The organism is Paenibacillus sp. FJAT-26967 (genome assembly GCF_001541095.1).
Lineage (GTDB): Bacteria > Bacillota > Bacilli > Paenibacillales > NBRC-103111 > Paenibacillus_F.
In genome coordinates this window covers 480,685-493,261 of the sequence record NZ_LMXH01000001.1, presented here as the reverse complement: position 1 = coordinate 493,261, position 12,577 = coordinate 480,685, and the positions used below count along the sequence as shown (strand labels likewise).

Below are 12,577 nucleotides of genomic sequence, written 5' to 3'. Positions count from 1 at the left end.
TTGTTTATGCAGTTAATGGTGAACCGGGATGTTCTCGAACATAATTTCATCGATCAGCTTATTCCGGTACAGCATCGAAATATGCAAGGAATCATATTCCTGCTCTTTATCCAGCTCCTCCATCAGCAGCCCGGCAATCACTTGACGCTCCCGCGAATTATCGGTCTGACTAAAGTCGATAAATCCTGTACAATCGGCTTCGCTGACATCAATCGTGGCAATTCCCACCGGAAGCCCGCCATACTCCTGATCGTATATTTCATAGGTCAGTGTATCCCCATCATCGCGAGATAAGATGACAGAGAACTCATCCCCTTCCGCATCCAGCTCATCCGCATCGAATTCTTCCAGCGAAATTTCGAGCGTGTCTACAATTTCTCCGTCGAACCGGCTGTGGAACAGGAAATTCTCCGTCTCCTCCTCCTGGAAATCGGCTACGATCAGATTGGAGGCCAGCTCCATCTCCTCTTCCAGAGGATCGAAGACCCAATCCAGCATACATACGGCTTCTGTACCGTAAATCCGGCATGAGGCCTCCGCCACAAGGCGCGAACCCGGATCAAACAACTGATAGCGGACTCGGCCCCGGTTTTCTTCTATAAGTACCAGTTCATAGTCAGGCTCGGCATCGTAGGCGGCTGCATGGTCTTTTTCCACCATACTAAGGTCTTCCAGCCCGTCTTGTTCATAATCTTCATATTCTAAATCATCCCGGGTCCATTCGAGTTCCGTTTCATCGTCCGTATAAGCGGCTTCCGTATCCGAGTCATTCTCCGGTGTACCGATAATCAAGTCGTAACTGCCATAAGTCAGTACAATATCACATTCGCGGATATTGAGGGCATCTACCTGCCACTGGATATAATCACGCATAAAAATATCCACTTCGTGCTTATCCTCAGGCGTTAGCTCCACATCTTCAAGCTGAATACCCCCGGCCATCCGCTCCCCTTCACGGTAAACCAAACTGATAATTCCGGCAAAACGGCCGTCAACCAATATTTCCGTAACTTCTCCGCCCGCCGTTTTCAAGTCGGGTCTTAGTACAATATGGGCCATTCGCTCTGCCTCCCTTATCGGTATTCCCGGACGATGAAAGCCAACGTGCCCGGCTTTTCCCGGATCATTGTCAGTAAGTAGAATATCCCGTTCACCGGGAATATATGTGATGACTTCCAATCCGTTTAGACCGCAAGTACATGCAGGGACATCTTAGCTTCAATTAAAAAAAGCTCCTCCACGAAAACATGGAGAAGCCTTGGGTCGTGCAATCTTAACCGGAAACCGGAGTTTCTTCCTCTTCAACAACATGAAACCGCTGCGGCAGAAACAAACTGAGTAGAACGCTTGCCGCCGCAATGATAAGCAGAGACATGAAAATCCGCTCCAATCCGAACGCAAACAGCTCTGTAACTCCTGCTGCGGACTCGGGAGGTATTGTCGCACGACCTTCCGCTCCTATCACCTTGTTGAGATCAAGACCGCCCACCGTATCGGGATGAGCCGCCTGATATTTGTGCAAGGCATTGTTATACAGCATCCCAAAAACAGCAATACCGAGCGTCTGGCCGAGCGTACGGATGAACGTATGCGAAGACATCGCGACCCCTCGCATACGCCAGCCGACGGCAGACTGCATCGTAATGGTATAGGCTGTGAAGCATAGCCCGAAGCCGATTCCGAACAGTGCGGTGTAGAAGATCAGCATCCAGGACGGAGTAGCAGGCGTCATGAATGCAAGGGCGACAGAACCCAGAGAAATAGCGGCCACACCGATTAGAACTGTGGTGCGGACGCCCAGTTTCACGAACTTCCGGCCCGCGTAAGCCGCGCCGGCTGTCCAGCACAGGGAAAGCGGGACCAGGGCGAGCCCGGAGCCTGTCGCTCCCTCCCCGTTTACGCTTTGTACCCACAGGGGCAAGTAGATCGTGACGGCAACCAGCAGCCCGCTCAGCAGGAAGCCTGCCGAGTTAATCAGCGTCAGCAGCTTGTCCTTAAACAAGTCAAGCGGCAGCATGGGCTCGGGGGATTTTTTCTCAACCGCAATAAAGATAACAAGAAAAACAGCCGAAATAACGAACAGACCTACAATCACCGGCGAATTCCAGGCATACTGGCTGCCGCCGCTGAGCAAAGCATAGATGAGCGCGGTCGTAAAGACCGTGAAACTGAGAATCCCCGGATAATCAATCGGACGTTTCGTTCTTACCTTGCTTTCATGCAGATAAGCGGAAATCAGTACAATCGAGACTATCCCGAAAGGAATGTTAAAATAAAAAATCCAGCGCCAGGAAACGTAATCCACCATCAGGCCGCCTGCCAGTGGACCCAGAATTCCGGACAATCCCCAGATTCCGCTGATCCAGCCTTGAATTTTGGCACGCTCCTCGAAAGAATAAATATCTCCGACAATAATCATGGTAACCGGCAGAATGGCGCCGGCGCCAATGCCTTGCAGGGCACGGTACACAATCATCTGCTCCATCGTCTGCGCAATACCGCACAACATAGAACCGATAAGAAAAAGCCCTGTCCCGATAACGAAAATTTTCTTGCGCCCGTACAAGTCGGACAATTTGCCGAAAATCGGCGTGGTTACGGCAGTGGTAAGCAGGTAAATTGATACGACCCAGCTCATAAGATCCATCCCGCCTAAATCACCGACAATACGAGGGATCGCTGTGGACACGATTGTGCCTTCTATCGAAGACAAGAATGTTACGACCATGATGGCAAGCAGAACTTTGGTTTTATGGGTGTCACCAGACTGAACCATTGGCAGCACCGCCTTTCTTAATTAGACTCTATTTTTCATTTCTTCTCAGCCGTTTAAAATGTGTTTCTCCAATGCCTCAGCTACGCCGTCTTCATTATTGGATGCCGTGCTGTCATCCGCTTGTTCGAGTACTCCGGCAGGCGAATTCGCCATGGCAATCCCAAGACCCGCAAAAGAAAGCATTTCTATATCATTGTAATAATTGCCGATGGCCAGAACGTGTTCCGGATGGACCTGCAGCTGAGCGCACAAACGGCGAAGCGCATTGCCTTTGGTAGCTTGTTCATGCATGACATCGATAAAATGTTCCCCGCTGCGGATCATTCTCAGTTCACCATACAATCCCGAAAGGCTCCAATCCTTTTCTACCGCATCCATCACGGCAGGGTCTGCGCTGTACAAAGTAAATTTCACAAGCGATACTTCAAGAGCCGTCACATCCTCCACAAGATGCGGGGTCACAAAAAACTTCTTATACATCGCCTGCTCCACCTCGGACCAGCGCTCCACATACATATCAAACGGCGCGCACACATCAAAATGCACCCCATGCTTGCGGCAGTAATCAATCATTTCCGCGATCTGCGCAACCGGGAATGCATATTGATGCAGAAGCTCCAGCCCGGGAGTTTGAATCGTAGCTCCGCCGTTATGGGTAATAACGGTTCCTTCCAAACCCAGCTCATCCAGAACCGGAATTGCACTTGCCGGACCTCTTCCGGTGCAGAGGACGATCCGGCCTCCTTGTTCATGTACAGCCCTTACCGCATTCCGGGTACGTTCCGTTAATAAATAATCATCGTTCAGCAGGGTGCCGTCGACGTCGAGAGCAATTAATTGATAAGCCATGCTGCCGGCTCCCTTCTCCATTCGTTTATAGGTCGTAGGCTGCCTGTCCCTGTAAGATTCATCTTCCAAGGACACATTCCACGACAGATATAGCAAGACTAGCTTTCTTTCTTTCTTTCTTACTTAATTTCTTTCATACTTACTGCCCGTTCCGTAATTTTTGAGCAAAGACAGCTCGGCTTCCGATAATTCCCGGTAATCTCCAAGCCCAAGCAGGGGATCGAGTACCAGGGGGCCCATCGAAATCCGCTTCAGATAAACGACTCGTTTACCGACTGCCTGAAACATACGTTTCACTTGATGGAACTTACCTTCATGAATCGTTAACTCAATATGCGTCATCGGCGTTTCCCCGGCCGTCCCGGCGGATAGGATGCGCAGTTCAGCCGGTAGCGTGATATAGCCGTCGTCAAACTCCACCCCCGCCGCGAATGCCTGTCGGTCACTCTCTCCAACCATTCCTTCTACATGGGCAAAATAGGTTTTCGGAACATGTTTGCGCGGGGAGAGAAGATTATGGGCCAGCTTACCGTCGTTGGTAAGGAGTAGAAGCCCTTCCGTATCTTTGTCCAGCCGCCCTACCGGAAAAATATCGAAAGGCGCGTATTCCTTGCCGAGCAGATCGATCACAGTCCGGTCCCGGTTATCCTCCGTTGCCGATACGACACCCTGCGGCTTGTTGAGCAGCAGATAAACAAACTCCCTGTACCGTATCTCTTCACCGTTAACGGTGATGCGGTCCCCCTCGGGGTCAACCTGTAATCCGCTGTCCTTCGCGAGTGCACCATTGACTTTAATAGCTCCCTGCTTCACTAGCTTCTTGAGTTCGGAGCGGGTTCCGCATCCCATATGAGACAATAATTTGTCGAGCCGTATCGTTGTGCGTTTCACTAATTCGTTCCACCTCCTCGATTTCTTATTCTATCCATAATAAAAGCCCTCTTTCCCCAGGCATCAGGGATAGGGCAGGTGTCGGGACAACCTATTCGCACGACTCAATTACCCGTATTATAGTACATTCCTCCGATTCTTGCACACGCAGCTTTCGTCAATCTTTTCATTTTTTCACGAAATGCTCACTTTTTCTGGCACAACAAGCAGGATTCTGACAACTGCATCCAGAAGTAAATAAAGTAATTCTGATCATTTCAAGAGGGGTGTATTATGAAAAAGTTAGGCATTTATCTGGGGATTATCATTATCCTCTTTGCCGGGATTTTCGTGTTAACAAAGCAATCCAATAAAGGCAACGACGAAGCCGCGAACAAACTTTACGGTGTACCGGCTTCCAAACTTCAACCCGCTACCCGCGACATACTTGAAGATCCTAATTATCAGAATCTGATCAAACCGGCAGAATTAGACAAACGGATCGCTGACAAAGAAAGCTTCTTCCTGTATTTCTACGGCGCGGATTGTCCGCACTGTAAAGTAACCACGCCGGTGCTGGTTCCTTTGCAGAAGGAACTCGGTGTAGATGTGAAGCAGTTCAACCTTCTGGAATTCAAAGAAGGCTGGCAGAAATACAACATCGAGTACACACCTACACTCGTCTATTACAAAGATGGCGTTCAGGTAGACAAGATGGTAGGCGGCGTACCCGAGAATGGGGCCACGGAAGGCAACACTCCTGAGAAATTCAAAGAGTTCTTCAACAAGTATAAGAGCAAGTAATCTAAACCGGATAGTAGAGAGCGGGATAGAGACTCAGCATAGCGTCTGAGTCTCTATCCTTTTTTATGTTCAGCAGCGTTTGCACTCTCTCCTTCTGGCACAGGAACGGTCTCACAAGGGACGGAAAATTAGTCCATGCACGTACAGCATTTCAAAATCTCCTGCTTCATCCTATTATTAATCTTCCCTGTTCCCATTCGTTCTCATTCTCACCTCTGCCCCCACAAACCAAGAGCGGCAAACCACGCATGGTCCGCCGCTCCGCTTCTATGTTCAATCCGCTTTTTGAATCAGTTCCACTCTGTTACCGAATGGATCCCGGAATTCAAACCGTTCATAGCCGGGAATCGGGACGGCATCCAGTACCTCGATACCGGCTTCGGCAAGCTTGCACTCTGCTTCCGCGATATCCTCCACCTGATAGGCAAGATGCGCCTTAGTCCGCATACGGTCCACTCCGTTCTCTGTGCCGATATGAATCTGCCGGTCACCTGCCGTGACCCAGAAACCGCCCCGTCCGGCCAAAGCGGCCGGTTTCGCGATCTCTTCAAGCCCCAGAACGCCGCAATAAAACTGCTTCGCCTGCTCTTCCTGATTCGGAGGAATTGTAATTTGAGCGTGATGAAGACCAATAATCATAGTTCCACACTCCCGATCGTGTTAGTCATACTTAAGCTAACTCTCTGAGTTGTGCCGTTCCCGGATGATCATTTCAAGCTGCCGGTCCGTATAATGGATGTCAAGGGGATAAGGCTCAAACGGCTGTGTCTGTATGCTGCGCAGCCGCCGCAGGTATAGGCGCGCGTCTGCTAATAGGATACCAAGTTCTATGCCCAGTATCTGCTCTTTGTAAGGTTCCAGCTTATAGATCCCCGCTTCCAGCAGCTTAACTGCTCCCCTTACATTCCCGTTGCCATGGTGGTACAGAGCGACTGCGATTTGCAGCAAACCCTGATAATAAGGATTACGGCCTTCCTCCAGCCAGAGCTTCTCCAGTACTTCGTGGCATTCATAATAATCCCGGCTGATATTAAATTCGTACAAAAAGGCAGTGTATAGAGGATCGTAAACATGCATCGCTAACTCCCCCTTGCAATCGGCGGCAAAACCGGCGCGGGTCATTGTCAAACCTGAGGAGACCTCTTCGTCACGGAGAAAATAATATCCGCCCTAGCGCCCGCCCTTCTTGGCACGGGCAATCGCTTCCTCGATTTCTTCCTTAAGGGCTCTGAGCGCTCTTGTGTCCTCTTTTTCCCATATCTCATTAAACCGCATTTGAAATTGCACGGCCTCACGGACCCGGTGGTAAAAGTACAGCATTTGAATACAGTTCAGTACAACCGTTACGAGGCTGGAGTGATCCTCAAACAGCTTCTGTGCTTCTACAATTTCACCCCGTATATTCGACATCTCCTGGTCGAGTACGTAGGCGGCTTCCGCCGCTCTGCTGAGCCGGATCCGGACTTCATCAGGCAGCATACTTTCCTTGTATTTATAATTTAAAGAATGCTCGATCGTTGCCCAGAAATTCATCGCCAGTGTTCGCAGCTGAATCTCGGCAAGCACCTTTTTCATACCAAGCGACGTTTGTACCGGATACTCAATAATGATATGGAAGCTCCGGTAGCCGCTTTCCTTCTTATTGGCGACATAATCCTTCTCATATAAGACGGTCATATCTTTACGCTGATGTATCAGCTCACGGAGTGTTTCAATATCTTCCACAAACTGGCACATGATGCGGATTCCCGCGATATCTTCGATACCGGTCTCCAAATCGTCCATAGACACATTTAATTTTTTGGCTTTTTCGAGGATGCTGGAAATTTTCTTAACGCGTCCGGTAACGAACTCAATAGGGGAATACTCTTCCCTGTTTTTCAGTTCCGCCCGTAACGTTTTGAATTTGATTTTGAGTTCTTCTGCGGTTTGTTCATAAGGAAACAAAAACTTCTTCCAATCTCTTCCATCCATTCAAACTGCCTCCACTTCCAGTCAAGATCGATGATCTGCTCCGATTGCCTGGGAAATATGGGTATAGCCATCCTTTTTAAGCAAAGCTAGCAGACCTTCATTCAGCTTTTTCAAAATCCCCGGCCCTTCATAAATAAGCGCGGTATAGATTTCAACGAGACTGGCTCCCGCTTTTATTTTGTCATAAGCGTCCTGGGCAGTGAAAATTCCGCCGGAGCCAATGATCGGCAGCTTCCCTCCGGTCATTGCATACACACGCGAAATCAGCTCTGTAGAGCGGATTGTAAGCGGACGTCCGCTAAGCCCCCCGGCTTGATCACGGTTCGGATGGCTAAGTCCATCCCGGCTAAGCGTGGTATTCGAAATAATAATACCCGATACGCCGCTGGCCTCGATTACGGATATCGTGCTTTGAAGTTCGATATCCGTAAGATCCGGCGCAATCTTAACAAGAACAGGTTTCGGGGAACCTCCATGCTCCTGATGCTGGGCGTTCATCTCGCCTACGACAGCGTCAAGCAGCCGCTGCAAATCATTGCCATGCTGCAAATTACGCAGATCCGGTGTATTCGGTGAACTGATATTGACGACAAAAAAATCGCCATGGCTATACAGCGTGCGGATACACGAGCGGTAATCTTCTTCAGCATGCTCGTTGGGAGTCACTTTATTTTTACCGATATTGACGGCCACAGGGATGGGCGTACTCTTGAGTTTGCCAAGACTGTCCGCCATTGCTTGCGCCCCCAGGTTATTGAACCCCATACGGTTGATCAGTGCATCGTCCTCAGGAAGGCGGAAAAGCCTCGGTTTATCATTGCCGGATTGGGGTTTGGGCGTAACCGTGCCCACTTCCATGAAACCGAAGCCCATCTGTGAAAATCCGGCAACGGCAACTCCATTCTTGTCCAATCCCGCAGCAAGACCAACCGGGCTCGGGAAGGACAGATTCCACAAACTCATCTGCAGCTCCGCCGCCTTGCGTACACCCCAAACTGCCTGAATGCAGGATGGAAGTCCGGGGACCTTTGAAGCAAATTCAAGACCGTGGACAGTCAGGTGATGCGCCTTCTCCGGATCCATGCGAAACAAGACCGGCTTGGCAATCGATTTATATACCATGCAGTCGACACTCCGTTCCTCTTAACTCTCATTTGTCAGTTTATCCTGTTCCCCGTTATATTGCAAAATATTTTGGATTGAGAACGATTCCAATCGCATGAAATTATATACCCCTGTGCAGCTTGTTTTATCGCGTGCTTTGAACTTCTTTCTTCTAGCCCTACGGTTTGAAAACTGTGCTGCATAAGCAATCATGCGGATACTACTGGTCGGAGACGGCTGAATGGTTGAGCTGTTATCCTGTAATTGCGGAACGGTTCCGCTGGAGTATAAGACACAAATCAAGACTTTCCTGTGTCCAGCTAAAGCAGACTAGTACCGAACGGAACTAATCACTTCACACAGCCTGTCGGGATTCCCCAAGCACATCCCATAACATCCATTAACAGGACCAGGAGAAGGGGAGCCCGGACCTTTGTTAATCTCCTATTATTCACGGCCGTCAAAAAGACCACCCGGCATACATCCCGGGAGGCCGTCAAACCTGTTACCGTTATTTCTTTCCAGGTCCGGTCACAAGACCGAACCGGTTAATTCAACCAGCGGTATATTTTGCCGGGATTCTTCTCTTGAACTTCAGCAGGAAGCTTAAAGGGCGCTTGGGGCGGGATCGAGCCTCCGGCAGAATTATTCCCCGGGCCCGATGAACCGGGTCCATTCGTAAGCCCTTTGGGAAGCAGCCCGCTCCCGATAGTTACTTTCGTCCCGAGAGGCACCATATCAAATAGTTCCTCAACCTCCGCCTGCCCCATTCTGACACATCCCAGAGACTGATCTTTGCCGATAGAAGCAAGACGGCCGGTTCCGTGGATCGCATAATTCGTTCCCGAGAGCACCATGCCCCGGGTCCCGAACTCTCCCTGTGATTTGCCTTTGGGATCGCGCACCTTCTCCGAGATAGCGAACTCTCCCTCCGGCGTCCGAATCCCTCCCAGCCCGACCTTGTAGCTGCGGACTATCGTCTCTCCGCTTACAAGCGCCATCCGGTGCGTGCTCTTGTCGATAATGATCCGCATCGGCTCCTGCAGCGCAGGGTCCGGGGAGGAAGCTGCCGCCGCAGCCCCGGAGCCGCCCGCGGGCGCATCTCCAGGCGCGCTGCTGCCAGCCGCGCCCCGCAGACCGCCCGGCGCTTCAGCCTGCTTCCTCACATGCGGGAACATCTCCCGCATATACGGCGTCATCCCGGACAGCACATTGTCCGGATAGGGCCGCAGCAGCTCCTCCGGGCTCTGCGGGACCTTGCCGCGGGTCTCGCGGTAAGCCTCCACAGCAGAGCGCAGCACGAGGAGCTGCTCCTGCCTCTGCCGCCAAGCATCGACCGGGCCCGCCAGCCGGGCCGGGTCGTCCGGTTTGCAGGCGCAGGTGGCGGCATCATAGTAGGAGATGCCTGCCGGCTGTCCCGGCTCGCCGCTCCTTACGGAGAGGAGCGGCTGCAGCGGAAGGTGCCAGGCGAGCCACCTGCCGCCGGGCCCTTCCAGACTCTTCGCCGACAGAAGTGCGGCCTCCCCGCCGCCTTTCCTGTCGCGCAGCAGCATCCGCTCGAGCGCTCCTGCGCTTTCGAGCGGATTACCTTCGCCTGCGGCCGCCAAGTAAGCACGCAGCGTGCCTTCGCCTGCGGCCGGCTCCGCTGCCGCTAATGCAGCGCCGGCCGGAAGGGAACTTGCTGCGCGCCGGTCCGGATCCAGGCCGGCGATGGTCGGCCACAGCGCCAAGAGCAGCAGAATCAGTCCGGTACGGGCCATTCTATGGCGGCGCCGGCGCTTTGCGGCCGCAATCAGCTGCGGCGGCCACGATGCCGCCGGATCCAGCGCTGACCAGTCGACGGCGATTTTCTTTTTCTCGAACGCTTCGAAAATTTCTCCCGACTGTCCGAAACAGTACGCGGCCTTCCCGTGCTCCCCGCGGGATGAATATTCTCTTCCAAGCAAATACCAGGCCATCCGCTGGTCACGATGCTCGCGAATATAATCTTTCAAATAGGAGCGGTCGTCAATCGGATTATGACGCAGGAACTCTGCGAGCTTCTCATCCGGTTTTCCCTTCATTCCCTCACCCCTCTCGGGTTTCCGCTTTCTTTCCCTATTTATCGGCAGAATGAAGTTGTTCGTTTAATCGGACCTGTATTTCGGGGATTTAAACGGCTGTCCTGTCCCCCTTTTCTTTTCTCTTTAAATGGAGAATTATGCCCCCTCTATAAAAAAAGCCTTGCTTCCTAATTGGAAACAAGGCTTCTAAGATCTTACTCGATAACTGCCAGCATGCCGGCTATTTATCCGTTCATATTAAAAGGAGTATCTGCCACTTTAATTGAATCCGTCGGGCAGCCATCCTGAGCATCCTGCAAATCGTCATAGAGCTCGTCCGGGATTACCGTTACTCCGTGATTGCCGTCGCCTTCATAGATAACTTCCGCAATCCCGTCATCGTCATAGTCATAAATGTCAGGTGCAGTTGCGCCACAAGCACCGCACGCAATGCAAGTGTCTTTCTCCACCCATGTATACTTAGCCATCGTGATTCCTCCTCATAATATCCTCCATTGTCCACTATAATATAAAGCCGGTTAAACATCAACGCGTCACAGGGGTTAAAAACCAGGCACAGCACGTGTTTCCGGCGTCCGGACGAATTATTCCGAGTATTTCCCCGGGTTTTCAGTGTTTTTAATCGCCTGATTCATTTCGGAAGCTTTCGCCATCCGGATCCCTCTCCAGAGAAGTCCCCCTTCTTTTGCGATTTCGCAGCAGAGCCGAAGGATCATCACCGATCATACCCGCCGTTACAACCGCATCTTCACCGAACTTATCCCGGAGTGCATCCATAATTTCGCTAAGTTTGTTCTTCTTCGGCTGCGCTTCGTAGCTGAACAAATCCAGCTGGATCGCAGCCTCTTCCTTCGGCGCAAGATTCTGGGCCGTCACGCCAAGCAGACGGATCGGCTTGCCTAAGGTCCATTGGCGGTCAAATAGTTCGCAGGAAGCGCGGTGGATGTCATCGTGCTGATCGGTCGGTACAGGCAGGGTGACGCTGCGCGTAATGGTTTTCATATCCGGATCGCGGATCGTAATCTGTACCGTAGAAGCCACCAGCTTCTGATGCCTCAGGCGTCTTCCTACCTGATCCGATAAATTCAGAAACACCCGGGCTATCTCCCGGCGCTCCGTATAATTATAGGGCAGCGTCGTCGTATGACCGACAGATTTGTTCGGCTCACGCTCGGGATTCACCTCCGAATGACTTATGCCATTGGCCGCTTGCTTCATCGCAGGACCGCTTATGCCGAAAGTTTTCTGCAGCAGGTCGTGATCTGCACCCGCAAGCTGGCCAATCGTACGAATTTGCAGCTTAAGGAGCTTATCGGCCGTTTTCTTGCCTATCCCGTACAGCTCCCCGCATGGCCTGTCCCATAACACCGAAGGGACATCCCGGAGTCTGAGAACGAACAAACCGTTAGGCTTCTTCATATCCGAGGCCATTTTGGCAAGCAGTTTGTTAGGCGCAACGCCTACCGAGCATGGAAGACCCAGCTCTTCTCTGATCCGCATCTGGATTTCAGATGCAATTTCAAGGGGGGTTCCGAACTGTTTGGAACCTGTAATATCTACAAAACATTCATCTATCGACATGGTTTCAACCATTGGAGAATAATCATAAACAATGCGGCGGAATCCGCGTGAATATTGCCGGTACATATCAAAATCAGGTTTGATCAGGATGAGCTCTGGACACAGCTTTACTGCTTCCCGTACAAGCATGCCGGTACGGACGCCGCGTGCTCTGGCAGGATAGGAAGAGGTGACGATAATGCCTTTACGCTGTTCGACACTTCCGGAAACGGCTATCGCCTTGCCGCGGTACAGCTCCGGCTCCGCGACTTCGTGCACCGAGCAATAAAAGGCATTCATATCGATATGAAGAATAACCCGGCCTTTTTTCGGATAACTCTCCTGCACATTCACACTCTTCCCCTCCTCCCGCAAGCGCAGCATCCGCTTGGCGCTTCTTCCTCCAGCTGCTGCTATCTACATTCAGTCTATCTGCCGGACGAGGAGGAATCAAGACGCGAAGTGACGTTTAAATTTGCGAAAACTCCTTCTACACCCGTAATATTATGGTATAATCGTGAATCATACATTCGCATAAATGAACAGACTATAGCCACATGTTTAGAGGGGGATCACC

General features: G+C 51.3%; 12 protein-coding genes. 1 reads left to right on the top strand and 11 read right to left on the bottom strand.

The features are described 5' to 3' along the window. Positions 1-12: 12 nt before the first annotated feature. From AR333_RS02315 to AR333_RS02300, 4 genes are all read right to left on the bottom strand, one after another. Positions 13-1,059, bottom strand: a complete 1,047-nt coding sequence (locus AR333_RS02315) for a hypothetical protein (RefSeq protein ID WP_068773730.1) — start codon at positions 1,057-1,059, stop codon at positions 13-15. A gap of 214 nt (positions 1,060-1,273) precedes the next feature. Further along, on the bottom strand, positions 1,274-2,776 hold the full coding sequence (locus AR333_RS02310; protein ID WP_068773729.1) for an MDR family MFS transporter: 1,503 nt from the start codon (positions 2,774-2,776) through the stop codon (positions 1,274-1,276). Between the two features lie 45 nt (positions 2,777-2,821). Beyond that, positions 2,822-3,625: a Cof-type HAD-IIB family hydrolase gene (locus AR333_RS02305; protein WP_068775094.1), complete on the bottom strand. Its 804-nt coding sequence runs from the start codon at positions 3,623-3,625 to the stop codon at positions 2,822-2,824. A gap of 123 nt (positions 3,626-3,748) precedes the next feature. Further along, positions 3,749-4,516, bottom strand: coding sequence for a pseudouridine synthase (locus AR333_RS02300; RefSeq protein WP_301336109.1), 768 nt, complete (start codon positions 4,514-4,516; stop codon positions 3,749-3,751). Positions 4,517-4,789: 273 nt separating this feature from the next. On the opposite strand from AR333_RS02300, the gene AR333_RS02295 reads away from it, so the two are divergent. Beyond that, positions 4,790-5,299, top strand: a complete 510-nt coding sequence (locus AR333_RS02295; RefSeq protein ID WP_068773728.1) for a thioredoxin family protein — start codon at positions 4,790-4,792, stop codon at positions 5,297-5,299. A gap of 273 nt (positions 5,300-5,572) precedes the next feature. Here AR333_RS02295 and AR333_RS02290 read toward each other — a convergent pair whose 3' ends face one another. The 7 genes from AR333_RS02290 to AR333_RS02260 form a co-directional block, all read right to left on the bottom strand. Further along, on the bottom strand, positions 5,573-5,938 hold the full coding sequence (locus tag AR333_RS02290) for a VOC family protein (RefSeq protein ID WP_068773727.1): 366 nt from the start codon (positions 5,936-5,938) through the stop codon (positions 5,573-5,575). Positions 5,939-5,974: 36 nt separating this feature from the next. Next, positions 5,975-6,421 carry a DUF309 domain-containing protein gene (locus tag AR333_RS02285; protein ID WP_253735778.1) on the bottom strand — a complete coding sequence of 149 codons (447 nt, stop codon included), beginning with the start codon at positions 6,419-6,421 and terminating at the stop codon, positions 5,975-5,977. A 48-nt stretch (positions 6,422-6,469) separates the two neighbouring features. Next, positions 6,470-7,273 (bottom strand): GTP pyrophosphokinase family protein, encoded by an 804-nt coding sequence (locus AR333_RS02280; protein WP_068773725.1) that lies wholly within the window; start codon positions 7,271-7,273, stop codon positions 6,470-6,472. Between the two features lie 21 nt (positions 7,274-7,294). Then, positions 7,295-8,395: a quinone-dependent dihydroorotate dehydrogenase gene (locus AR333_RS02275; RefSeq protein WP_068773724.1), complete on the bottom strand. Its 1,101-nt coding sequence runs from the start codon at positions 8,393-8,395 to the stop codon at positions 7,295-7,297. A 530-nt stretch (positions 8,396-8,925) separates the two neighbouring features. Beyond that, entirely contained in the window at positions 8,926-10,440 is a 1,515-nt protein-coding gene (locus AR333_RS02270; RefSeq protein WP_068773723.1) for a L,D-transpeptidase, read from the bottom strand. Between the two features lie 224 nt (positions 10,441-10,664). Beyond that, positions 10,665-10,907: a ferredoxin gene (locus tag AR333_RS02265; protein WP_068773722.1), complete on the bottom strand. Its 243-nt coding sequence runs from the start codon at positions 10,905-10,907 to the stop codon at positions 10,665-10,667. 151 nt (positions 10,908-11,058) lie between these two features. After that, the gene (locus AR333_RS02260) at positions 11,059-12,384 is read right to left on the bottom strand and encodes a DNA polymerase IV (protein WP_068773721.1); all 1,326 of its coding nucleotides are present in this window, start codon (positions 12,382-12,384) and stop codon (positions 11,059-11,061) included. Positions 12,385-12,577: the final 193 nt, after the last annotated feature.

Bases quoted from the DNA above. Each gene is read 5' to 3' on its own strand.
- AR333_RS02310 (WP_068773729.1), bottom strand. From the start codon at position 2,776: ATGGTTCAGTCTGGTGACACCCATAAAACCAAAGTTCTGCTTGCCATC.
- AR333_RS02305 (WP_068775094.1), bottom strand. From the start codon at position 3,625: ATGGCTTATCAATTAATTGCTCTCGACGTCGACGGCACCCTGCTGAAC.
- AR333_RS02265 (WP_068773722.1), bottom strand. From the start codon at position 10,907: ATGGCTAAGTATACATGGGTGGAGAAAGACACTTGCATTGCGTGCGGT.
- AR333_RS02290 (WP_068773727.1), bottom strand. From the start codon at position 5,938: ATGATTATTGGTCTTCATCACGCTCAAATTACAATTCCTCCGAATCAG.
- AR333_RS02285 (WP_253735778.1), bottom strand. From the start codon at position 6,421: ATGACCCGCGCCGGTTTTGCCGCCGATTGCAAGGGGGAGTTAGCGATG.
- AR333_RS02295 (WP_068773728.1), top strand. From the start codon at position 4,790: ATGAAAAAGTTAGGCATTTATCTGGGGATTATCATTATCCTCTTTGCC.
- AR333_RS02270 (WP_068773723.1), bottom strand. From the start codon at position 10,440: ATGAAGGGAAAACCGGATGAGAAGCTCGCAGAGTTCCTGCGTCATAAT.
- AR333_RS02315 (WP_068773730.1), bottom strand. From the start codon at position 1,059: ATGGCCCATATTGTACTAAGACCCGACTTGAAAACGGCGGGCGGAGAA.
- AR333_RS02260 (WP_068773721.1), bottom strand. From the start codon at position 12,384: ATGCTGCGCTTGCGGGAGGAGGGGAAGAGTGTGAATGTGCAGGAGAGT.
- AR333_RS02275 (WP_068773724.1), bottom strand. From the start codon at position 8,395: ATGGTATATAAATCGATTGCCAAGCCGGTCTTGTTTCGCATGGATCCG.
- AR333_RS02280 (WP_068773725.1), bottom strand. From the start codon at position 7,273: ATGGATGGAAGAGATTGGAAGAAGTTTTTGTTTCCTTATGAACAAACC.